Source organism: Mariniflexile fucanivorans, from assembly GCF_004341235.1.
Lineage (GTDB): Bacteria > Bacteroidota > Bacteroidia > Flavobacteriales > Flavobacteriaceae > Mariniflexile > Mariniflexile fucanivorans.
The window spans coordinates 187,705-209,395 of sequence record NZ_SLUP01000003.1; the positions used below are offsets into that span (position 1 = coordinate 187,705).

The following is a 21,691-nucleotide window of genomic DNA, read 5'->3' on the forward strand; positions in this document are numbered from 1 at the left end:
TTGTTTGAACTATAAAAATCAGTTGCTCGCTCCCTGCCATGACGTTTTAAAAAGATATTACCTTCGACTGCACTCAGGATAAAAGGGAACGCTCCAATAAAACTTTAGTTTTTCACAAACTTGATAATACCTACTTTATTAAGAATACGCATGATAAAATACGTAGGGTCAAACTCATGCCATCTTACTCCAAAGTTTGCACGACCACCGTGTTTGTGGTGGTTGTTGTGGTAAGCTTCGCCCATCATTAAAAAATCGAAAGGTAATAGGTTTTTAGAAGTGTCTTTTACTTTAAAATTTACATACCCATAAATATGAGCGTACCAATTGATGATAACCCCGTGTATAGGCGCCATTAATACAATAACAGGTAAAAACAACCATTGCCACCAAGCAGTTGCAAATAGTATGAAGAAAGTGATATAAAGTGCGGTCCAAATAATTCTTGAAACTCTAGAACTTGCCATTCTATCGAAAGCTAACCATTGCGGTACGTTTTTAGTGAATTTTTCTTCTACAGCAATACGTTGCCTGTTAATATCTTGATACACGTTTTTAGTACGCCACATCATTTTTAACACATTCTCGTCAAACTTTGGTGAGTGTGGGTCTTTTTCGGTATCGGCATATGCATGGTGCATTCTGTGCATCACCCCATAACCATAAGCGCTTAAATAATTAGAACCTTGAAATAACCAAGTTAGTACATATGTCATCTTTTCTGCGGTCTTAGACATGGTAAATGTTTGGTGCGCCGCATAGCGATGAAGGAAAAATGTTTGAAAAAACAAGCCTCCATACCACAAGATTATCAATAAAAATAGAACTGCCATGTAAATTTAATTTAAAAAGCAAAAATAGGAGTCGTACCTTTTAAATACAATGAACCTAAGTTAAGAAATGCGCCTGCGAATTCTACTTAATGCTTGTGGGGTGACCCCAATATAGGAAGCGATATATTTTAAGGGGATTTGTTTAATAATTTCTGGGCGCTCTTCAAATAGGTTTATGTAGCGCTGTTCTGCCGTGTCGTTTAATAGCGATTGTTCGCGCTTCGATTTAATAAGGAATAGTCTTTCTGAAGCGAAACGCCCCATGGTATTCCCTATTTTGGTGTTTTTATACACCTCTTGTAAGTCGGCATAACTGATGCTCCACAGGGTGGTATCCATTAAAGTTTCTAATTGATATAAAGAAGGTTCTTGTGTTAAAAAAGAATCGTAAGCACTTATAAATTCGTTTTGCAAGCAAAAACCAAAGGTGATGTCTTTTTCTTCATCTTCCTTGGGGATAAATAAACGCACGCCGCCGTGTTCTATAAAAGAAATGTAATTTTCTACGTCACCCATATTCAGAAAGATGCTTTTCTTAGGAAATTCCCGTTTAATGAGTCGGGAGGAGAAATAATTCCAGTCGGCATCCTCAACATCTACAATGGCTTCTAAATAATGTCTGAATTTATTCATGGGTGTCTTATAACGAGAACTCGCAAATTAAGAATTATAAACAGAAGTAGGAAGCGTAATGAATGGGTTTTCTGTATTAAACGAAAATTAAGATAAGCGCTAATACAACGCCACCAAGGGTAAAATACATACCTTTTTTAAAAATAGTGGTTTTTGGTAAATACATCCAGAAGGAAGATAATACAAAAAACAGTAGTGATACACCAAAGAATACATTAAGAAAAAACAGGGGCTGACTAGAATTAGATTTATGAAGTTTCGTCATTTTATCCAGTACAAAAGGCAAACTTTTAGTTGTATAGTTCGCAACACCGGTTTTGGTATTAAACGTGCCTTCTTTAAAATAAGCGATATCATTTTCTACTTTATCAATGCTTAAATTTTTAATTTTTAATTGATTCCCTAATTTGTTTAAATTGACTTTTCCCGGTATTTTCTTTTCTACAACGTGTTGCGATTTTAAAAAATCGGTATCTCTAAAAATTAATAAAATACCGCTAATGGCGTAAATAGCCATAATTCCGGCTAAGAAAAACCCTAAATAGCGATGGATAACACGCACCGTGGTGCTCAATTGTTTTGGTTTCATTATGTATATGTATTTTGAAAAATGAATTCTAGTATTTAGACTCTTAAAACTACAATTCGTTTAATTAAAAAAGAGGCTATCTAAAAAGTGTAATCCTGTGTCATATTGAGCTTGTCGAAATATTTTTAACTTACTTATAATCAATTTTGGTTTCGACAAGCTCAACCTGACAAAGCAAATACAAAAACACTTTTTAGACAGACGCTTTTTTATAGCTGTTGCTAGTTACTTTTTATGGTCATTTAAATGCGGGTTGTAAGCCTTTAAATATTAACGGGTTTTCATAGGTGGTAAATCGAAGGCTTTGGCATCGTGCTCAAAATGGTTACGGTGCGACCCATCGCAAAAAGGTTTGTTGGCAGAAAGCCCACAACGGCAAATACCCAATACGTCTCTACCTTGTAAACCATACACATTCCCTTGTGCATCTACTATTTCGAAATCACCTTCTACTTTTACCGATCCATTACTGTTAATGGTAAGTTTTGTTTTGCTCATAGTCTTTTTTTATTTTGAGGCAAAGTTGGGGAAATATTTTTTGGTTTTTATGTGTTGGATGATTTATTTACGGTATTTCTAGAGCTATTTATTTCCATTCCCAACTTAAATTATCCCCCAGCTAGCGCTCGTTTGTAACGAGTGCCCATAATGCTATGCAATAAACCCTGCATCATCAATTTTCAATACTATATGATCATCTTGAAAGTTTCTGGCACTTGAATATTTCCAGTCAATTGGGTTTGTAACAAAACCACTCTCAACAGGATTGTTATGTACATAATCTATTTTTTGTTTAATTACTTTATCACTCCATAATTCTATTGGTTTATTATGATGTTGCCAAAATTGATATTTTGAAACATTACCTTGTTTTTTTCCTGCACGTTCAAATAACCATAGAAATAATTCTCTTTTACTCTCTTGTGGGTTGTTTTCTATGGCTTCAATTATTTTTTTTGATGTATGTTTCTTAAAATCTCTTAACAGTTCCATGGGTTGTTGGTTTGAAGAACGAAATATGAAATGTATATGGCTTGGCATAAAACAATATAAACCCGAAAGCGATGCTTTCTCCTCTTAATCTCAAATCTGCAATAATTTACACTGTCTACTAAAATATTAAAATATATTTGCCTTGTAAAAACATCTATCCATTTTACATTCGCAAAAGACACAAAATATAACCCCGCTTTATTTTGAAACTTGTATTTTCTGCTCATATAATCAATTTTTACTAAAAAACCTTCTCTTTTTACTATGGTAAATTTGTTTACTTACTCGGTACGGCACTCGTTACAAACGAGCGCTAGCGGGGGGCGTTATTCCATTAGTATTTTTTTATTTGATTTTTCTCTATTGCAAATCTCATGTAATACTGCAAGATTTATTTCCTCATTTGAACCAAAATCGTCTACTGATTGCAAATGGTCAATTTCATATTTGTCTGTTATTTTAATCTGATTTTTACAGTACGGACATAGACCATTTTGTTTCTCCATTAATTTATCAACTAGCGATAAATCTCTGATGTTAATTCTCTTTGATTTTTCTATACCATATTTTTGTCTGATTACATCAAATGTTTTTGACTTTAAATAATCAACTCTGTCAGAATAAGGATTAGTAATTCTTGCACTGCCCCTTTTTGAGTTCTGAATTATTGAACGATTATCTTCATCCTTAAAGAATGACTCAATAATTTCTAGAAGTTCATCTCTGTATTTCATTATGAATTTCTCGCTTTCATCACTCAATGTAACTATAATCACATCCATTAATGTTAAATTTGGATATACTGTTTTTCTACGTTCGTTATCATTTACTAATTGTCCAATTACATTACTTGTACCAAAAAGAATTCTTGATTTTCTAAGTATTTTTAAGAATTCCTTTTTTATTAATTCAATTTCAAATTTTGGAGTTTTATCTGAAAAGTGACGTTCTACCTCTTGAAGCATCATTGATTTTGGTAAATCATTTCTTTCTTTAAGAACCTCATAATTACGCAATAGAGTAATGTATCTTAGAATGTCATTTTCACTATCCATTCTAAGGTCAAGACTGTCTGGTGCCCTTCTTGAAATGCCATAGTTATAATCATCAGTTGTGGCAATTTCTTTTATCATTCTAGTGAAGTTACTTAAATATATACAATTCCAAAGTTCAAAGCTATTTGGTTTAATTGGAAAAGGATTTTTGTTTAGCCTTTCAAAAATTTCATACTTTAAAGTTGGTTCAAATCCTTTTTCCTCTTCGAATGTGAATGTTTTAATTGTAAAATCTAGGATTTTCTCATTAAGTGTAAATTTGAAATGCTCATTTTCGAAGTTTTTACCATTTAGATTGTTTAAAATTGACAATCCAATTAAGCTGAAACCATTAAGTTTTGTTTTAATGTCATTTAGCCGACCAAGAAAACCTAAAAAGGTTATCAACCTTTGTTGTCCATCAATTACTTCTAATTTGCCTTCTTTATCTTTAAACAAATAAAGAGGAGGTAGTGGAATTCCCAATATTGCGCTTTCAATAATACCACTTGCTTTCTTTCTATTTATTACCTCGTTCCTTTGATAGCTGGGTCTTAAATTAATAATTCCATCTTGATAGAATCGCGTTAAAGTCTTAACACTTGTATCTGATGATGTTCCTTGTTTTAATTGAAACAATGAAATATCTAGTGCAGTTGTATCTTCCATTTTAATTTGATTGGGTAAAAAATGAGTTAATTATTTTTCGCATTTCGTTAAAACGATATTTAACTCTGCCAGTGTGAGCAACTTTTTCTTTATAACAATCCAATAAGTTAAAATCTTGATTTTCAGGATATGGTTTTTCGTTTACTTCCTTTAGATAATTTGCAATAAAATCACCAAGTTCAGTACTTTTATTTTTTAGAAACTGCTTTGTTATCCTTTTGTCTTTAGCTAAATGATAGTAAATTGTTTCAATTAAATATCTTTCTTGCCTGTTACCTTTAAGGTATTGACCGTATACTAAATTTACACTTTCAATGTTTTCAAATATTGATTTCTTGGTTTTAATAATAAAATCATGACTCAATTGTTTTGCATTTAATTCAATATCTTCTTCATTTTCCTCATCTTTCTCAGATAACTCTATTTCATCACCGTTTGATTCTAGGTTGTAAATATTTGAATGAATTCTTTCAAAATAACTATTTATAAAAGGGTTTTTACTTTTTTTAGAATAGCTATCTAAAGAGTCATCAAAAAGGGTTAATAAATATAATAATGTAACAAACTCGTCATCTGCCATTCGTTGTTCTTCTTGAAAAAACGGGCAAACCTTAAGGAAAATTTCACTTTTAGAAATCTCTCTAAACATTTTATGGAAATCATCTTGAGAATATTGGCAATTTCTAACCTCTTGTTGGTTTAAAGCTGTAAGTCCTGAATTATATCTATGAAATAGCTGATATTTGAATTTTAATTGAGTGTCAATATCTGTATTTCTGTCAACCAATTTAAATGTTACAGTTCTGACATTATATTGCTTAAATAAATTTTGAAGCCTTTCACTTAAATCCTTATACGTATTTCCATTTAAATCATCATATAAAGGCGAATTTTTTTTTAATTCTTGAATTTTAAGTTGATTGTCGTAGAATTTAAATATTGTGCTTTATCGCTGTCTGCCATCTATGGCTTCTTTTACAATACGTTTATATCCGTTGACCTCTTTTTCAACTTCAACGAAGTATATTATCGGAGTGTCAATACCAAATAATAGACTTTCTACAAAATATGATTGTTTAGCTAAAGTCCAAACAAATTTTCTTTGATATTCAGGTTCATGATCAATTTTACCAGAAGCGTAATTGTCAAATAAATCAATTATTGGTATATCTTGAGGAGAAGGTTGAAAAACCCTTTGAAATTGATAAATTTCATCTTCAAAAATTTTCTGTTGAAGTTCATTGTCAATATTTCCCATATTTTATATTTTTAGTTGCAAGTATGTAGTTTTGATGCCCCATGAGAGTTCTATCTAATCTATTATTTAAATTCAGATTATATACTGACGAATATAATAAAAATCCACTTACAAAAAGTAAGAAGTCTTTAAAAATAAAGTTATTAAAGCCGTTTCATTTTACACTCGTTCGGGCATTGTTCAGCCAAACCCCCATCTAAACAAAATACACCCGAACCGTGGACGAACAAGACTCGAACAAAACCCGAACAAAACCCCTACTTTTTTGGGGTGTTGTCTCAATCTGTGTCAAATCGTCTCAAATTGTCCCAAATCGTCTCAAATCGTCTCAATGTGTGTCACGGGTTTGGTGATTAGGTATTTGATTATTAGGTTTGTAGGTTGTTTTAGTTTTAGAGTTTGCATCATGAGATGGCTTCGTTCCTCGCCATGACGATACACATAAAACTTTACGTCATTGCGAAGGAGGCACGACTGAAGCAATCTGTTTATTAAGAGTTGGGACTAATCATCGTGAGATTGCTTCGTACCTCGCGTGATGCGTAAATATTAGACTTTATAGCAATGACGGTTAAAAGCGAATGACGGTTAGCTTCCCAAAAAATCTTTATACCACTTGCCCGATGCTTTTACAATACGTTTTTGGGTTGAAAAATCGGTGTACACTAAACCAAAACGGGGGTGGTAGCCTTCTGCCCATTCAAAATTATCGGTAAAGGTCCACACAAAATAACCTGCTACGTTGAGTCCGTCTTTTTTGGCTTTATGCACTTGCTCTATGTGGTTTTGTAGATACTGTAAACGGTCTTCATCATGCACGTTGCCATCTAAAAGCACATCGGTGAAGGCAGCGCCATTTTCGGTGACGATTATTTTTTTAATGCCTTGGTACTGGTTAAAATGCTTGATCATGTTGTAAATGCTAGGTGGGTACACTTCCCAGTCCATGAGTGTTGTTTTTACACGCCGTTTGGAAGCTTTCACAATTTTAGCTCTTAAATAAGGCACAAAATAGCTATGTTTTACCACTTCGCGGGTATAGTTTTGCACGCCAATAAAATCGAAATCAAATTGGGCATTCTCTAAATCGTGTGGTTTTATATAGGCTTCTATGCGTTTTAAAACGGGTACATTTTTGGTGGGGTAGCCTAAACCTAATAAGGGTTCAATAAATAGTCTATTTAATAAGGCATTGGCTTTTTTGGCAGCCAACACATCTTTAGCCGAATTGCTATTAGGTGTTATTTGCGAACAGGAAAAGGTGCTGCCTATATGGGCATTTGGTACAAGCTCCCGTAACACCTTACCGCCCATGGCTTGACATAAAACGGCATGGTGTACGGCGGGTAAAAAGTTTTTTAAGCCTTTGTTGCCTGGGGCATGCACGCCTAAAAAGTAGCCTGCACCGGTAAATACCATGGGTTCGTTTAGCACCATCCAGTTTTTTACACGGTCGCCAAAATGGGTGGCGCATACGTGGGCGTAGTTTTCAAACCAGTCTAGTACCTTTCTGTTTACCCAACCGCCTTGGTTTTGTAAGTTTTGAGGTAAATCCCAATGATAGAGCGTTACCCAAGGTGTGATACCACATTGTAAACAGAAGTTAATCACCCGATTGTAAAAATTAATGCCTTCGGTACTCACAGTTCCCGTGCCATTTGGAAGGATGCGCGACCATGCCAATGAAAACCTAAAGTGTTTGATGTTCATGGATTTCATAAGTAGAATATCGTCTTCAAACTTATTATAGAAATCGCAGGCTATTTGCCCATGTTGGTTGTTAAAGGTATTCCCTTTTTTGGATGTGAAATGGTCCCAAATGGAAACGCCTTTATCGTGTACGCTGTGGGCACCTTCTATTTGATAAGCAGCCGTAGAGACTCCAAATACAAAGTCTTTTCCGAAATCTTGAGGTTTTAAATGGAAAGGTTTTTGGGGATTGTTAAAATCCATAGATTGATTTTGTATTATAGATTTTCTTGTAATAAAGTGTCTATAATGTGTTCGGTGATATCGGGGTAATTTACTTCTACAAGGGTATCGGTTTCTACCCAATTCATGATATCTTTTATATATTTTTTTTTCAGTGACTTTATTACAGGCACACCCATTTCTTTTAATGCCTCCACATTACATTGCTGCTCATACTGCCCTTTCATGGGGATTACCATCAGCTTTTTTTTCATAAATAAGGCTTCGGCAGGGGTTTCAAAACCACCACCACACAAAATACCTTTACTGGTTGCCATACTTTTTACAAAAGCATCGTTGGTTATGGGTTGCACGGTTATGTTTTTATGAGTAACTACTTTTTTGTTATGCTTAGAAAACACTTCCCATGTTACTTCTTTTATTTTAGAAAGTATGCTTAGTATTTTTTCATCATCATATGATGGCAAATACACCGTATAATGGTCACCATCTTCGCATACGGCATTTCGAATGTCTTGCCTTATAACGGGTGTAAATACATCCTCTTGATAGGCTTTAAAATGAAACCCATAGTGCTTGGTTGTGGGTGCGTATTTTTTAAGAATCAGTTTTCCTAAAGCGTCTTTCTTTTTAGGCTTTGGTGCATTTGAAGCTAGAACAGCCGATTGATGACTTAAACTGATGCAGGGTTTCTTTTTTAGTTTGCACGCCCAAGCTGAAACGGGCTCGAAATCGTTGATTACCAAATCGTATTTTTCAACAGGAAGCGTGTTAATTTCTTTATGGAGACGCATGCTTTTTGCCTTGAAATAGGTTTTCCAAAAATCGACACCGCCTTTTTTTCCAAATACAAAACTCAACCCTTTTAATTGGTAGGTTATGGGGTATGGTATGTTAATATCGGCTTCGGTGCCACTAACTAAAATATCTAGTTCTATATCTTTTTTTTGAAGGATGGGAATAATATCGCGGGCACGACTTAAGTGTCCGTTGCCCGTGCCTTGAATCGCATAAAGTACTTTCTTCATACTACTTAATTTGATTTACTTTGGGGTGTTTCATAACTGGCTGAAACTCTTTCATCATGTTTTGGAAAAGTACTTTGGTTTCTAGCACGTCTTCATCCTCCGTATCTACGTCATTATTGGTTTCAACCAAAAAGTTGTCCCTATAACTAAATAGGTGCCAAGTGCCTTCATAATACTCTAAAGCGGTTAAGTTTTCTACCCAATCGCCCGAATTCAAATATATCACCTCCCCTTTTTCGGTTTCAATACGTTTTATTTCTGGTTGGTGAATGTGTCCGCAAATCACATAATCGTATTCGTTTTCAATAGCAATATCTGAGGCTATTTTTTCGAAGTTATTGATAAACTTTACGGCAGACTTGACGCTGTTCTTTATCTTTTTGGACATCGAAATAGGCCCTTTACCAAATTTGGAAGCAAAGAAGTTTATGGCACTGTTTAGTAGAATGAGCGAATCATAACCCACGGCACCCAGTTTTGCAATCCATTTGGAGTGTTGCATGGTCACATCGAACACATCGCCATGAAATATCCATGTTTTTTTGCCATCAACCGTTAATAGTTCTTTATTTGAAATACTGAAACTTCCCATTTGAAAGCCTACAAATTTGCGGAGCATCTCGTCGTGGTTCCCTGTTACATAGTTTACTTGTACTCCATTTGATATCCAAGTGGTGATGAGTTTAATTATTTTCATGTGCGACTTGGGCCAGTAGCGTTTACTAAATTGCCAAACATCGATGATATCGCCATTTAAAATAACCCGTTCGGGTTTTATCGATTTTAAGTATTTATGAAGTTCTTTAGCACGACAACCATAGGTTCCCAAATGCACATCAGAAATCACAACAATATCTACAGCGCGTTTTTTCATGTGCTTGCTATTGAAATTTGTTTTTTAATATTAAGTTTTAGAGAGGAAGTAAACCTACTTACACACCAAGTAGATATGGTTTTTATTGCTAGTGTAGCTAAATCGTTTAAGATTATAAGCATATGGTATTTTAAAAATACAAAGTTGTAGTATTAGCTTCAATAGCAGGTTACTAAAGTATTAAGAAGGTGTTAAGGTTTTAATAGCGTATAGCTTGTTGCTCATTTGGTTTTGCTTTGCTGCCCTTATAAAAGAAGCTAAACGAAGTAATATGAGTTTAGCCTAAAAAAACTCGTTTTGAACATAAATAAACTACCTCAGGGCAAGCCCATGAGGTATTAAATTCCACAAAAAAAGGAAATTCCAAATTCCATAACTCAAAAGACGAGGCAAGCCTCGGGGCAATGATCCCTAAAAAATCAAATAAAAGCAGGATCTTTTAAAGTTAAAATACTGATGATAAAAGAATAATATAGAAATTTTTACGATTTAACTTTCATTGTTAGCGATGGCTGTTTTACTTTAAATATGACTTAAGCTATTTTTTCTATGTTTATGTTTCCTTTTGTGTTTATATTTTCTTTTTGCTAAGATGAGTTTGAATCTAAAATCGTCAAAGAACAAACTTGCTAATAAAATTAGGGATGCAAAAACAAGGGTATTCAATTTGAAGTTCATTCTTGAGTAAATAAATCCTCCAACAATACCTCCCATAAAAAAGAAGCAAATAATAAAGACGCGTAGTTTTATAGTGGATTTAATTTTTTCGACATGGGGGTGCGTTTTAGGAAAAAACAGTTGTGATAGTTCAATACCTAAATCGGTAAACAAGCCCGTAAGGTGTGTAGTTCTTACAACAGCATTCGAAATTTTTGTAACAAGCGAGTTTTGAAGTCCCATGGCAAAAAGAAGGGCACACACAATAAAGTCTGGATATTTTATTTCCAATACATCACTAAAAACAGCTATGGTTATCAAAATAAAACATTCCATAAGTGTTGGAATTACAAATACATTAAGCTTTTTGCTTTCTCTATACCTCTCAATTAGAAAGCTTGACAAAAAAGAACCAAAGAGAAATGAAAATATATAGAGAAAATAGACGGTTCCTTTCCAAAATTCGAAATTAGCAACATCACTAATAAATAAAGCAAAATGACCCGTTACATTGGTTGTTAATTGTTGAAAAGCCAAAAATCCTGTTACATTTACAATTCCTGCTACAAAGGACAAAATAGTGGCAATACGTAAATTGTGCTTTAATGTTCTACTTCTACCTTGATGTCTAAACATTTATTATTCAATTTTTCGACTGATATACTATGTACTTTTATAAGTAACATTTTTTGTGTGACGTGTTTTTCCGAAGTAAATAGAAATCCAAAAACAAACATGTACTTTAATGATAAGAACACGTACTACTTCATATAATATATTCAGAATTATTCAAACTTAAAATTCGCCTTGTATTAAAGGCCATTGGTCATATTTCCTATCAAGTACTGTTTTATCTACCTGTTTAATAACCCATGTATCTTCTGGTGCAAGCACGTCGTAATTAATTAATGCCCCTCCAGGAAATTGGAAATGTGTTTTTAACCTTTCCGTAGAAGGATTTGCCTTCTCCAAATTTTGCAATAGTTGCTCCGGATTTTCATTCTCGAACATAGCAAGTATCCCTAGATTATGAGTAGAAAAAACGGCCATGTACACATTGTTGCCACCCTTAAAAATAGACCAAGTATTACTTTTAATAACAGGCTGTTGCCCTTTTGGAATGGAAACGGCACCCGCAGCACAAGCAAAGTTCCTATAAACCCCTGTATTATTCCACGCCATAAAATCTGTTCCTGGACCCGACAGATGGAAGGTTTCCTCTAGGTTTTTAGCATCGTCATTAATAAAAAGCGTAATGGGTCTAGCTACTATTTCCGATTTTTTTCCACGGTTTGCACCACCTGCAGAAAGCAAATAATTTTTACCAGCTGCATATATTTCTGGGCAAGCCTTTTTACCATGTCCTAATTTTACAAAATAGCCGTTGCCTTTTTTAAATAAAAGCTGGGTAATTTCATCTGCTGGACGGTATGGCATACAAGCCCCTATTAGGGCATGAGGCTCTCCATGTGATATATCGAAATTTGATTTGGTTCCTGGTAAAAAACTCATCCACGCCTTCATAAAAACAGTATGGTAGCCCGTCGTTAATTTATGCCAATTAGCCCTATCATACCGCCTTCTCATGGGAGGGAAATATTTATAATTATAACTTCCAATAGCATAACAAAAGTTCATATAATCTAATATATCTCGAGCATCTTTTCTAATAGGTTCTGAAGCATAAGCCTCTAGATTCAATAAAGCGGTAATGGTGTACCCCACATAAGGCATGGAATTAAATTCATGAAGCCCATTTGTTTTTATCTCTTGTAAAAACTCTATTAATTTCGATTCCATCTCGTTATTGATGTTGTCATATTTAGGATCTTTGTTACCATGAAGTGCCAACCATCTATTTTTAAGGTAACGAGAGCCCTCGGTCATCAATATATGATTTTCAGTTTCAGGAAATAACCCTAACGTTTTTGGGGCCGTATTCCTGAATTTATAACCTTCTTCAACTAACAAGACGTTTAATAAATGCGCTACCGTTTCTTTGTACAATAATTCAGGCTTATCTCCAAACTGCCATAAAATAGAAGTAAGTACAGTAGCTGTGAAATCGTAATCTCCAAGTTTATTAAGCGTCCACGATGAGCCAGAAACGCCCCATGGTTCCATACCCATAATCACTTGGTTAATTTCTTTGACGTTTGTTTTTGAATGAAGCTGTGCTAATAAAATACGAGGATTATCTACCTTGCCCTTTTTTGGACCATATTGCACCGATTTTTTAGACCATAATGCCACCATAGAGTCATAGAACTGTGATTCTGTATTCCAAACAATACGGCGTTCGTGGGGAACAGCAATATTTCCATGATTTAGTAGTTTCTTCTTGCCATTTTGCGAATTACAAAAAATAACGACTACTAATAATGTGAGAGCTACTACGACTATCCGTTTTATTTTTCTATGTTTCATTTTTTTTAATATATCCTGATTCTTTTACTACATCAAAGATAGATATTTGAACGAATTCATATTACTAAGACCACTATTAAAATTCACTAGTTATACTTTCCTCCTTTAAATATAGATGTAGGCATCTCCTATTTGGCATCGCATCATTTTTATTATAAATTATGAATGGATTGTTATAGAAAAATCACATTCTTAACATACCAAATGAATGGATTCTAAAAAAATATTCTGTAATTTTGAAAAATATTTTCTTCAGGGCAGGGCGTAATTCCCTACCGGCGGTAAAAGTCCGCGACTCCTTGAAAAAGGACTGATTTGGTGAAACTCCAAAACCGACAGTTAAAGTCTGGATGAGAGAAGAAAAAAGTTATCACCCAAATTATGCGATTGATATAAATCAGTTGCGTATTATGCTGTTGTATACTTTGCTCAGAAGAATTAATCTTAATAATTTAAAAAGTAGCAAAGATGAATATATTAAATGAATTTGGAAAAGACAGCGTAGAAAGAGTAAAGAATGCTGTTAAAAAATTACAAGATGGTTATGGAATTTTACTCGTAGATGATGAAAATCGAGAAAATGAAGGTGATATTATTTTTTCTGCAGAGAAAATGACAGAAAAAGACATGGCTTTAATGATTAGAGAATGTAGCGGAATAGTGTGTCTATGTTTGAAAGATAAAAAATGTAAAAGCCTTGATTTAAAACCTATGGTTAATGATAATACAAGTAAGAACCAAACCGCATTTACTATTTCAATTGAGGCAAAAAAAGGAGTAACAACAGGTGTTTCTGCAAAGGATAGAATAACAACAATAAAAACCGCAATTTCTCACAAGGCAATACCTGAAGACTTATCGCATCCAGGACACGTATTTCCTTTATTGGCAAAAGAAAATGGCGTATTCGATAGACGAGGACATACCGAAGGAAGTGTTGATTTAATGAAAATAGCAGGCTTAGGGGAATATGCTGTTTTATGCGAATTGACAAATGTTGACGGAACCATGTCTAGACTTCCCGAAATTTGTGATTTTGCAAATAAACAAAATATGACGGTTGTTTCAATTGAAGACATTTATCAATATAGAATGATTACTGAAAAAAATAAGGAAAAACTTGAAATGATTAGCTAATAAAACGCATCAATCGCATTCAAAATAACCATTACTAGAGTTCGAACTGTTTAATCGGCATCCATATCCATAATTAAATTGGCTATTAATGCCGTCCAACCGGTTTGGTGAGATGCGCCTAAACCTTTACCATTATCACCATCAAAAAACTCGTAAAATAGGTGTAAATCTTTAAAATGAGCATCGTTTGAAAACTGCTTACCTTCACTATCGGCATGATATTGAAACTTGCCTTCGCCATTGGCCTCAAATAGTTTTATCAAACGCTTTGTAAGCTCGTTAGCAATTTGTTTAAGGTTGAGCTTGTTACCAGAACCCGTTGGAAATTCATATTGATATGTTGGCCCATAAAAAGTGTAATACTTACGCAACGACTGTATAATCATATAATTTAAAGGCATCCAAATAGGACCTCGCCAATTGGAATTCCCGCCAAACATATTGGAACGACTCTCTCCTGGTTCATATTGAATTTGATGGTGCCCATAATGCTGAAACACAAAAGGATGCGCTTCATGGTACTTGGATAGCGAACGAACGCCGTAATCGGACAGGAACTCGTTTTCATCCAACAAACGAATCAACAAATGCTCTAACCTAAACCCACGCATGATGGCGAATAGGTAATTACCTTCGGAATTGGTTTCATCTAAATTAGTAATTAAGGAAGCTAAATCTGGGCGGGTTCGCATAATTTCATTTGCTCTAAACCTGAAATCTTTCAATTCTTCGAACAGGTCCTTATGCATAATCTCTACTGCAAACATAGGTATCACACCTACCAACGAACGTACTTTTAGTCGATTGGTACTGCCATTAGCCATTTCTACCACATCGTAATAGAAATTATCTTCATCATCCCAAAGTGAAATATCTTTTTGACCAATATGATGCATGGCCCAAGCAATATTCAGGAAATGCCTAAAAAACTTAGCCGCCGATTCTTCGTAGATTTTATTGGTTTTTGAAAGCTCTAGCGACATGCGCAACATATTAAGCGTAAACATAGCCATCCAACTGGTGGCATCGGCTTGTTGCATTCTGGTAATACCGGGCGGCATGTGGTTTCTGTCGAACACCCCTATATTATCCAAACCTAAAAAGCCTCCTTCAAACAAATCGGTACCACTTTTATCTTTTTGGTTTACCCACCATGTGAAATTAATAAGCAGTTTTTGAAAGGCTTTTTCTAAAAACTCCGTATCACCTTTACCTGTATAATTTTTGTCTTTATCGTACACATTCCAAACGGCATACGAATGTACGGGTGGGTTTACATCGCTAAAGTTCCACTCGTAAGCAGGAATTTGGCCGTTAGGATGCATGTAGTTTTCTTTTAAAACCAACAACAACTGTTCTTTGGCGAAAAACGGATCTATTTCTACAAACGATGCCATGTGAAATGCTAGATCCCAAGCGGCATACCATGGGTACTCCCATTTATCGGGCATGGAAATAACATGCCTATTGGTAAGATGTTGCCAACTGTAATTTCGCATGTTTGCTCTTTCGGGTTTTCCTTCACCGGGACCACCAAACAGCCATTTAAACACATCGTTATAATAGAATTGTTTTGTCCATAACAAGCCAGAAAAAGCACTTCTGGCAATGGCTTGGTGGGTTTCTGGAATGTCGGTCTTTATGGTTTCGGAATAAAATTCTTCACATTCCAAAATGCGCTGTTGGAAAATAGCATCAAAATCACCCCAAGGGTCTTTCACTTTATTTTTACTTAAGCGTATTTTTATGGTTTTCTCCTCACCTGCTTTTAATTTTAACTGATGCCATACTGCAAATTTAGTTCCTACTTTTTTTGGATTTACAGTGGCTTCACCATCTACCACATAATCGTTAATACCATCTTTTACATATTCAACATCGTTTTCGAAGTTATAAATACGTTTGTTATTGGTTTCGTTATCACAAAATAACTGTTCACCAGCTTCGTGATATAAATAATAACTACCATTTCTAACGCTTCTAGATTGTACGCTGTTGTTTGAAACCGATCTCATAACGGGGCGTTCATAACGTTTGTTGTGTTTCCAAAAATTACGAAACCATAAATGTGGCAATACGTGAATGGCAGCTGCTTTTTTGCCTCTATTCACCACAGTGACTTTCATTAGAATATCTTCTATATTGGCCTTAGCATATTCTATGTAACAATCAAAATAGGCACTGTTTTTAAAAGCATCGGTATCTAACAACTCGTATTCAAATTCATGACGACCACGCTTGTTGCCGTTAACCAAATCGCCATATGGAAATTCGTTCTGCGGGTATTTATAAAGATATTTTGAATAGGAATGTGTGGGCGATGATACTTGATGGAAATAAAGTTCCTTCACATCTTCCCCATGGTTGCCTTGGTTGTTGGTAAGCCCAAACAGGCGTTCTTTTAAGATAGGATCTTTCCCATTCCAAAATGTAGGTGCTAAACACAATATTTCTCGAGAATCGCAAAAGCCACCTATCCCTTCTTCCCCCCAACGGTAAGCATTACTTCGTGCTTTTTCATGATCTATAAACTCCCATGCCTCTCCATGATTGCTATAATCTTCCCTAACGGTTCCCCATTGTCTTTCGGCTAAATAAGGTCCCCATTTTTTCCAATTTTTATAATTGTTGGGTACTTTTAATCTTTCTGCTTCAGAACCTTTTTGAATCATATGCTTTAGTTATAAGAGTTTTTGTAATAAGAATAAAACCCTTAAAAAACTTCAATTTTCAACATATTAATAACGTTAAAATTGATTGCTTTACTAGGCTTTAAATTAAAAATAAGACTTTTTTTTGAGGTTTTTTTGCACCTATTAAAAGTATTGCCTAATTGCTATTTTTGTTAGGTTTCTTTTAATATCTCGCAAAAAAAATAGCTGATAAATTAACGAACTCTCACTTTAAGAAAACACAGACCGTTATTAAAAAGAATATAATTTACCACTCGCGAAGCTTATTCAACGCTTCTTGGGCTTCCAATTCTTTTTGAGAAATCACTTTTAAAAACGATGGATGCTGCTCTATGGCATATTCAATGCGTTTTACAATATCATCGGTAGATTCATTTTCATAATCTATTACCAAAGGTTCTTTTATTTCAATGGATTGCAGTATGTTTTTCTTTTTAATACGCAAACCTTTTTTATCGAACGATCGTCTAAAACCATCAATAACTATAGGTACTACCACTGGTTGATATTTTTTTATAATGAATGCTGTTCCTTTTCTAATAGGTTTAAAAGGTGTTGTTGTCCCTTGCGGAAAAGTAATAACCCAACCATCATCCAACGCTTTACCTATATTGGAAATATCACTCATTTTCACCTGGCGGTTTACGTCCTGCCCCTCGGCTCTCCACGTACGTTCAATACTAATAGACCCCATATATGCCAAAATTTTTGGCAGTAAACCAGCTTTCATAGTTTCTTTGGCTGCAACATAATAGATGTTTAATTTAGGATTCCATATATACCCAATGTTTTTAATGGAATCTGTTCGTCCACTTAAACTTGCATTAAATACATGGAACATCGCCACCACATCGGCAAAATAGGTTTGATGGTTTGATATGAACAACACATTGTTATCAGGCAGGTTTTTTAGAACCTCAGAGCCTTCTATTTGCAACTCGTTAAAACCACGGAAGCGTCTGTGTGTTAAAGCCCCAAAAATTCTGATAAGCCATTTTTTTACAAAAAGGATATGGCCAAATGGATTTCTTTTAAACAATCCCATAAATCGCGCGTCAAATTAATTAGTTAGTACAAATGTAGTAAATCTATAAACTACATGAGTTGTTTTAATACGTCTTTAATCTCGCTTAGCATCATAGCCGTAGCACCCCAAACCACATAATTGTTAAGTTTAAACGCAGGCACCTCAACTTCAACACTATACGACGTGCTTACTTTTTCAGTAATAATATTGGCATCATCTAAAAAATGACTCAATTTTACTTCAATAATGGCTTCAACCTCCTTATCTTGTTTTATAAATCGAGGCGTTTCCTTAGAAATGCCAATAAAAGGATGCACATAAAAATTACTTGGAGGTATGTAAACTTCACTTAATGCCCGAAGTACTTTTATATTATCTGAAGGCACCCCAACTTCCTCAAAAGTTTCTCTAATGGCTGCAGCTTCAATAGAGGTATCGTATATTTCCAGCTTCCCTCCTGGAAACCCAACTTGTGCAGAATGCACGCCTTTATAGGTTTTACGCAATGTTAAAACAAGGTGTGTTTCTTGGTTTTTATTAGGATAAAACAACGCTAATACGCCTGCACTTTTAGCGTATTTAATGGTATCTGCTTGCTGTTTTAACAGTTCTTGCCTAAATGGAGGCACCATTTTTAACTGAGATGCTTGTGCTGGTAGCGGTATATTTTCTATTTTTGAGATTGCTAGTGAAAAATCATCAAAATTCATTCTATGAGACTTGTATTACTGTTATCGGTTTTCTTTCTATTTCTAAACTGTGAAGATAAGCAAAGTAAAAAGAAAATAAATCCTAAAAAAGAAATAACAACTATTGTAAAAGAAGAAGGCTTGACGGGAGACGAAGACACCACCGATGTTGTGAATAGACCTTTCCCCAAGCTAAACTCTAAAAATGCCATGGAATTTTTTCTACAGTACGACAAAATGCATAAAGAAAACAAAGTGCGTTTAACCACCGATTTTGGAACTATTGATATTTTATTGTTTAATGAAACCAAATTTCACCGTTCCAACTTTATATTTTTAACCAAGCAGAAATATTTTAACGGCACCCAATTTTATAGAGTGATTGATAATTTTATGGTACAGGCCGGAAATAGCGACGATAGAAAAACAGCCAACAAACGCAATTATATTGGCAAATACTTATTACCACCAGATACCAAGCGTGGATTTAAACACGACCGAGGCATGGTTTCCATGCCCAGTAGCGATATTGAAAACCCCCATAAATTAGCTTCGCCATACGAGTTTTTTATAGTACAACAACAAGGAGGTTCGCACTTTCTAGATGGTGATTATACTATTTTTGGAAAAGTAACCAGCGGCATGGATGTAGTTGATAAAATTGCCGCTGTTGAAAACGATGAAGCCGATTGGCCCCTTAAAAATATTTATATTAGAAAAGCGGAAATAATAAATTAGGTGTTGGGTGTTGGGAAACCTACCTATCTAAATCTTCAAACACCTCAGTGTCATCCTTGTACAAACTGGGTAAGCTTATTTTAAACTTAACAGCAATTAAGCGTACCGCAATGACTACCGAACCAGAAATTACGAATACAATATTATTGTCAATTGGTAATTTACGAAGTAGAAAATAAGTAAAACCGCCTAAAATACAAGCTGTGGCATAAACCTCTTTCCTGAAAATTACAGGGATTTCATTACATAAAATATCCCTAATAACACCTCCAAAACAAGCGGTTATAGTACCTAATGCAATACAAATAATGGGGTGCAAACCAATGGCTAGACCTTTTTGTATACCCACAACAGTGTATAGACCAATACCTATGGTATCAAATAAGAATAAAGATATTCGTAAAAAATCAAGACGCTTTCTAAATATGATGGAAAAAACAGTAGCGCCTATAATGGCGTACACATAAATCATGTTCACCATCCACGTTACTGGTGTTATACCTATAAGAATATCCCTGAGTGTACCGCCACCTACCGAGGTTACAAAAGCAATAATAAGTACGCCGAAAGGATCCATTCTTTTTTCTAAAGCAACCAATACTCCAGAAATAGCAAAAGCAAAAGTTCCGAGTATCTCTATAATTTGAAAAAACATCATGATTTGGGTGTTGGGTTTTGGGTTTTGGGTTTTGGGTTTTGGGTTTTGGGTTTTGGGTTTTGGGTGAAAATACTTTTAACTTTCTACTTCAACCTACATATTCTGAGTATAATAATTATAATCTTTTAAAATGGTGTTTATAAAATCGACATCATATAAATTAGATTCTATATTTAACACATTACATACTTTATTTCTTAATAAGGTAAGTGTTTTAAAGTCGTTATTCTTTTTTGAAATAAGGAAAGCTTCCTTTATAATGCGTACATCTTTATCGGTTAATAGCGTCACATTATTAAAAACAGGTTGATAATCTACTTCCAAATCTTCTAAAATGGTACTGGTTATTTTATGTTTTTTCTTCACACTTATAACAACAGTTCCTGCGGCGGCATCACCAATACGTTGTTTTTTATCCGATAGTAAAATACTTAACACGCCAATAGAAGCAAAAAACAACCATATATCTACAATGCGCAACATCCATCTAACAAGCAAATTATACCATTGGGTTGGAGCGCCATCTAAACGCACCACTTTTATTTTCAATATCATTTTACCAATGGTTTGTCCGCCAAAAATAATATGACATAACACAGAATAAAAAAGGGCTGGCAAGGTGAGTAAGCCTAAAATACCACGACGTGTCCAATCGTCCGTTTCGAAAATATCAGATAGGGCAACAACATTCTCCATGATGGTGATATAGGTCAATAAAATAAGACCATCAATTAAGAATGCGACAAAACGTTCGCCCAAACCAATTAATTTGTAATCTAAATTAACATTTTGTGCCGTGTTAATTGCTAAATTGCTCATTGAAATGTATATTCGTTTCTAATTAAAATAGTTTTATGCGCGAAGCATCTTTCGTGAAGCAAAATAAAGAAAAATGGCTGGTTTTTGAAAGTGCGTTACATAATAATGCAAAAATAAATCCAGACGACTTAGCTTCCTACTACATTCATTTGACAAACGACTTGGCATATGCGCAAACGTATTACCCCGAAAGTAAGACTTTGCTGTACTTAAACTCGTTGGCATCAGAGGCGCATCAAAAAATATATATCACCAAACGAGAATCAAAAAACAAAATTATTTCTTTTTGGAAATATGAATTTCCGTTATTTTTCCGAAGCTATCAAAAAACCCTACTTTACACCTTTTTAATATTTATGGTAGCGGTTTGTATTGGTGCCATCTCAACGTTGAACGACGATTCGTTTGTGCGTTTAATTTTAGGTGATGGCTATGTAAACATGACCATTGAAAATATTGAAAAAGGTGAACCTATGGCGGTTTACAAAAGTGGCAGTAGTATCGGGTCTTTTTTAGGGATTACCATTAATAATATTCGAGTCGCTATTATTGCATTTGCATTTGGTGTGTTTTTTAGTGTGGGCACTATTTATATCCTGTTTAGCAATGGCATCATGCTAGGTGCTTTTATCACGTTTTTTTACAACTATGGCATTTTAGAAAAAACATCAACCATTTGGCTGCATGGTACTATTGAAATTTCGGTGATTGTAATTGCTGGTTGTGCCGGTTTGGTAATGGGAAATAGTTTTTTGTTTCCGAAAACCTATTCCAGACGAGTCGCTTTTACTAAAGGCGCCAAAGACGGATTAAAAATTGTAGTAAGCACCATTCCGTTTTTTATTATTGCAGGTTTCATTGAAGGTTTTATAACCCGTTATGGCGAACAAATGCCTTGGATTTTATCATACGGTATTATTGCTTGCTCGTTATTTTTAATCGTATTTTATTACGTTATTTACCCCATTAAGCTGAACAACACTTTTCAATCTGAATAAAAAAA

21 protein-coding genes and 1 riboswitch are annotated in these 21,691 nt (G+C 34.6%); of the genes, 3 read left to right on the forward strand and 18 right to left on the reverse strand.

The window, feature by feature from the left end; genetic code table 11:
* Window positions 1-104 precede the first annotated feature (104 nt).
* From EV196_RS07515 to EV196_RS07575, 13 genes are all read right to left on the reverse strand, one after another.
* Window positions 105-833, reverse strand: a complete 729-nt coding sequence (locus EV196_RS07515; RefSeq protein ID WP_132216966.1) for an acyl-CoA desaturase — start codon at window positions 831-833, stop codon at window positions 105-107.
* Between the two features lie 60 nt (window positions 834-893).
* The gene (locus EV196_RS07520) at window positions 894-1,466 is read right to left on the reverse strand and encodes a Crp/Fnr family transcriptional regulator (protein ID WP_132216968.1); all 573 of its coding nucleotides are present in this window, start codon (window positions 1,464-1,466) and stop codon (window positions 894-896) included.
* Between the two features lie 76 nt (window positions 1,467-1,542).
* A complete protein-coding gene (locus tag EV196_RS07525; RefSeq protein WP_132216970.1) occupies window positions 1,543-2,055 on the reverse strand; it encodes a hypothetical protein in 513 nt (170 codons plus the stop codon).
* Between the two features lie 270 nt (window positions 2,056-2,325).
* Window positions 2,326-2,553 carry a CDGSH iron-sulfur domain-containing protein gene (locus EV196_RS07530; RefSeq protein ID WP_132216972.1) on the reverse strand — a complete coding sequence of 76 codons (228 nt, stop codon included), beginning with the start codon at window positions 2,551-2,553 and terminating at the stop codon, window positions 2,326-2,328.
* 153 nt (window positions 2,554-2,706) lie between these two features.
* The gene (locus tag EV196_RS20320) at window positions 2,707-3,048 is read right to left on the reverse strand and encodes a hypothetical protein (RefSeq protein ID WP_394343242.1); all 342 of its coding nucleotides are present in this window, start codon (window positions 3,046-3,048) and stop codon (window positions 2,707-2,709) included.
* A gap of 326 nt (window positions 3,049-3,374) precedes the next feature.
* Window positions 3,375-4,751 carry an HNH endonuclease family protein gene (locus EV196_RS07540; RefSeq protein WP_132216974.1) on the reverse strand — a complete coding sequence of 459 codons (1,377 nt, stop codon included), beginning with the start codon at window positions 4,749-4,751 and terminating at the stop codon, window positions 3,375-3,377.
* Window position 4,752: 1 nt separating this feature from the next.
* Complete coding sequence (locus tag EV196_RS07545) at window positions 4,753-5,400, reverse strand: hypothetical protein (protein ID WP_132216976.1); 648 nt, start codon at window positions 5,398-5,400, stop codon at window positions 4,753-4,755.
* 297 nt (window positions 5,401-5,697) lie between these two features.
* Window positions 5,698-6,009 (reverse strand): DUF262 domain-containing protein, encoded by a 312-nt coding sequence (locus EV196_RS07550; protein ID WP_132216978.1) that lies wholly within the window; start codon window positions 6,007-6,009, stop codon window positions 5,698-5,700.
* 588 nt (window positions 6,010-6,597) lie between these two features.
* Entirely contained in the window at window positions 6,598-7,962 is a 1,365-nt protein-coding gene (locus EV196_RS07555) for a GH1 family beta-glucosidase (protein ID WP_132216980.1), read from the reverse strand.
* A gap of 14 nt (window positions 7,963-7,976) precedes the next feature.
* Entirely contained in the window at window positions 7,977-8,969 is a 993-nt protein-coding gene (locus EV196_RS07560; protein WP_132216982.1) for a glycosyltransferase family protein, read from the reverse strand.
* A gap of 1 nt (window position 8,970) precedes the next feature.
* Entirely contained in the window at window positions 8,971-9,843 is an 873-nt protein-coding gene (locus EV196_RS07565; protein ID WP_132216984.1) for a UDP-2,3-diacylglucosamine diphosphatase, read from the reverse strand.
* A gap of 522 nt (window positions 9,844-10,365) precedes the next feature.
* Window positions 10,366-11,136: a YoaK family protein gene (locus EV196_RS07570; RefSeq protein ID WP_132216986.1), complete on the reverse strand. Its 771-nt coding sequence runs from the start codon at window positions 11,134-11,136 to the stop codon at window positions 10,366-10,368.
* Between the two features lie 159 nt (window positions 11,137-11,295).
* A complete protein-coding gene (locus EV196_RS07575) occupies window positions 11,296-12,927 on the reverse strand; it encodes a hypothetical protein (RefSeq protein WP_132216988.1) in 1,632 nt (543 codons plus the stop codon).
* 244 nt (window positions 12,928-13,171) lie between these two features.
* Window positions 13,172-13,293, forward strand: a riboswitch (FMN riboswitch).
* Between the two features lie 102 nt (window positions 13,294-13,395).
* Between EV196_RS07575 and ribB the strand changes: the two genes are divergently transcribed.
* On the forward strand, window positions 13,396-14,064 hold the full coding sequence (ribB, locus tag EV196_RS07580) for a 3,4-dihydroxy-2-butanone-4-phosphate synthase (RefSeq protein ID WP_132216990.1): 669 nt from the start codon (window positions 13,396-13,398) through the stop codon (window positions 14,062-14,064).
* Window positions 14,065-14,114: 50 nt separating this feature from the next.
* On the opposite strand, the gene EV196_RS07585 is transcribed toward ribB, so the two are convergent.
* The 3 genes from EV196_RS07585 to EV196_RS07595 form a co-directional block, all read right to left on the reverse strand.
* Window positions 14,115-16,736, reverse strand: coding sequence for an MGH1-like glycoside hydrolase domain-containing protein (locus tag EV196_RS07585; protein ID WP_132216992.1), 2,622 nt, complete (start codon window positions 16,734-16,736; stop codon window positions 14,115-14,117).
* A 268-nt stretch (window positions 16,737-17,004) separates the two neighbouring features.
* Window positions 17,005-17,802: a lysophospholipid acyltransferase family protein gene (locus EV196_RS07590; protein ID WP_132216994.1), complete on the reverse strand. Its 798-nt coding sequence runs from the start codon at window positions 17,800-17,802 to the stop codon at window positions 17,005-17,007.
* A 50-nt stretch (window positions 17,803-17,852) separates the two neighbouring features.
* On the reverse strand, window positions 17,853-18,494 hold the full coding sequence (locus tag EV196_RS07595; RefSeq protein WP_132216996.1) for an NUDIX hydrolase: 642 nt from the start codon (window positions 18,492-18,494) through the stop codon (window positions 17,853-17,855).
* A 3-nt stretch (window positions 18,495-18,497) separates the two neighbouring features.
* On the opposite strand from EV196_RS07595, the gene EV196_RS07600 reads away from it, so the two are divergent.
* Window positions 18,498-19,211, forward strand: coding sequence for a peptidylprolyl isomerase (locus EV196_RS07600; RefSeq protein WP_132216998.1), 714 nt, complete (start codon window positions 18,498-18,500; stop codon window positions 19,209-19,211).
* 19 nt (window positions 19,212-19,230) lie between these two features.
* Here the strand turns inward: EV196_RS07600 and EV196_RS07605 are convergent, their stop codons facing one another.
* Both EV196_RS07605 and EV196_RS07615 read right to left on the reverse strand, forming a co-directional pair.
* A complete protein-coding gene (locus EV196_RS07605) occupies window positions 19,231-19,866 on the reverse strand; it encodes a trimeric intracellular cation channel family protein (protein WP_132217449.1) in 636 nt (211 codons plus the stop codon).
* 96 nt (window positions 19,867-19,962) lie between these two features.
* On the reverse strand, window positions 19,963-20,688 hold the full coding sequence (locus EV196_RS07615) for an RDD family protein (RefSeq protein ID WP_132217000.1): 726 nt from the start codon (window positions 20,686-20,688) through the stop codon (window positions 19,963-19,965).
* 35 nt (window positions 20,689-20,723) lie between these two features.
* On the opposite strand from EV196_RS07615, the gene EV196_RS07620 reads away from it, so the two are divergent.
* Entirely contained in the window at window positions 20,724-21,686 is a 963-nt protein-coding gene (locus EV196_RS07620; RefSeq protein ID WP_132217002.1) for a stage II sporulation protein M, read from the forward strand.
* Window positions 21,687-21,691: the final 5 nt, after the last annotated feature.

What these genes read in the sequence shown, in the direction of transcription:
- EV196_RS07515 (WP_132216966.1), bottom strand. Translation starts at nt 833, where the DNA reads ATGGCAGTTCTATTTTTATTGATAATCTTGTGGTATGGAGGCTTGTTT.
- EV196_RS07520 (WP_132216968.1), bottom strand. Translation starts at nt 1,466, where the DNA reads ATGAATAAATTCAGACATTATTTAGAAGCCATTGTAGATGTTGAGGAT.
- EV196_RS07525 (WP_132216970.1), bottom strand. Translation starts at nt 2,055, where the DNA reads ATGAAACCAAAACAATTGAGCACCACGGTGCGTGTTATCCATCGCTAT.
- EV196_RS07530 (WP_132216972.1), bottom strand. Translation starts at nt 2,553, where the DNA reads ATGAGCAAAACAAAACTTACCATTAACAGTAATGGATCGGTAAAAGTA.
- EV196_RS20320 (WP_394343242.1), bottom strand. Translation starts at nt 3,048, where the DNA reads ATGGAACTGTTAAGAGATTTTAAGAAACATACATCAAAAAAAATAATT.
- EV196_RS07540 (WP_132216974.1), bottom strand. Translation starts at nt 4,751, where the DNA reads ATGGAAGATACAACTGCACTAGATATTTCATTGTTTCAATTAAAACAA.
- EV196_RS07545 (WP_132216976.1), bottom strand. Translation starts at nt 5,400, where the DNA reads ATGTTTAGAGAGATTTCTAAAAGTGAAATTTTCCTTAAGGTTTGCCCG.
- EV196_RS07550 (WP_132216978.1), bottom strand. Translation starts at nt 6,009, where the DNA reads ATGGGAAATATTGACAATGAACTTCAACAGAAAATTTTTGAAGATGAA.
- EV196_RS07555 (WP_132216980.1), bottom strand. Translation starts at nt 7,962, where the DNA reads ATGGATTTTAACAATCCCCAAAAACCTTTCCATTTAAAACCTCAAGAT.
- EV196_RS07560 (WP_132216982.1), bottom strand. Translation starts at nt 8,969, where the DNA reads ATGAAGAAAGTACTTTATGCGATTCAAGGCACGGGCAACGGACACTTA.
- EV196_RS07565 (WP_132216984.1), bottom strand. Translation starts at nt 9,843, where the DNA reads ATGAAAAAACGCGCTGTAGATATTGTTGTGATTTCTGATGTGCATTTG.
- EV196_RS07570 (WP_132216986.1), bottom strand. Translation starts at nt 11,136, where the DNA reads ATGTTTAGACATCAAGGTAGAAGTAGAACATTAAAGCACAATTTACGT.
- EV196_RS07575 (WP_132216988.1), bottom strand. Translation starts at nt 12,927, where the DNA reads ATGAAACATAGAAAAATAAAACGGATAGTCGTAGTAGCTCTCACATTA.
- ribB (WP_132216990.1), top strand. Translation starts at nt 13,396, where the DNA reads ATGAATATATTAAATGAATTTGGAAAAGACAGCGTAGAAAGAGTAAAG.
- EV196_RS07585 (WP_132216992.1), bottom strand. Translation starts at nt 16,736, where the DNA reads ATGATTCAAAAAGGTTCTGAAGCAGAAAGATTAAAAGTACCCAACAAT.
- EV196_RS07590 (WP_132216994.1), bottom strand. Translation starts at nt 17,802, where the DNA reads ATGGGATTGTTTAAAAGAAATCCATTTGGCCATATCCTTTTTGTAAAA.
- EV196_RS07595 (WP_132216996.1), bottom strand. Translation starts at nt 18,494, where the DNA reads ATGAATTTTGATGATTTTTCACTAGCAATCTCAAAAATAGAAAATATA.
- EV196_RS07600 (WP_132216998.1), top strand. Translation starts at nt 18,498, where the DNA reads ATGAGACTTGTATTACTGTTATCGGTTTTCTTTCTATTTCTAAACTGT.
- EV196_RS07605 (WP_132217449.1), bottom strand. Translation starts at nt 19,866, where the DNA reads ATGTTTTTTCAAATTATAGAGATACTCGGAACTTTTGCTTTTGCTATT.
- EV196_RS07615 (WP_132217000.1), bottom strand. Translation starts at nt 20,688, where the DNA reads ATGAGCAATTTAGCAATTAACACGGCACAAAATGTTAATTTAGATTAC.
- EV196_RS07620 (WP_132217002.1), top strand. Translation starts at nt 20,724, where the DNA reads ATGCGCGAAGCATCTTTCGTGAAGCAAAATAAAGAAAAATGGCTGGTT.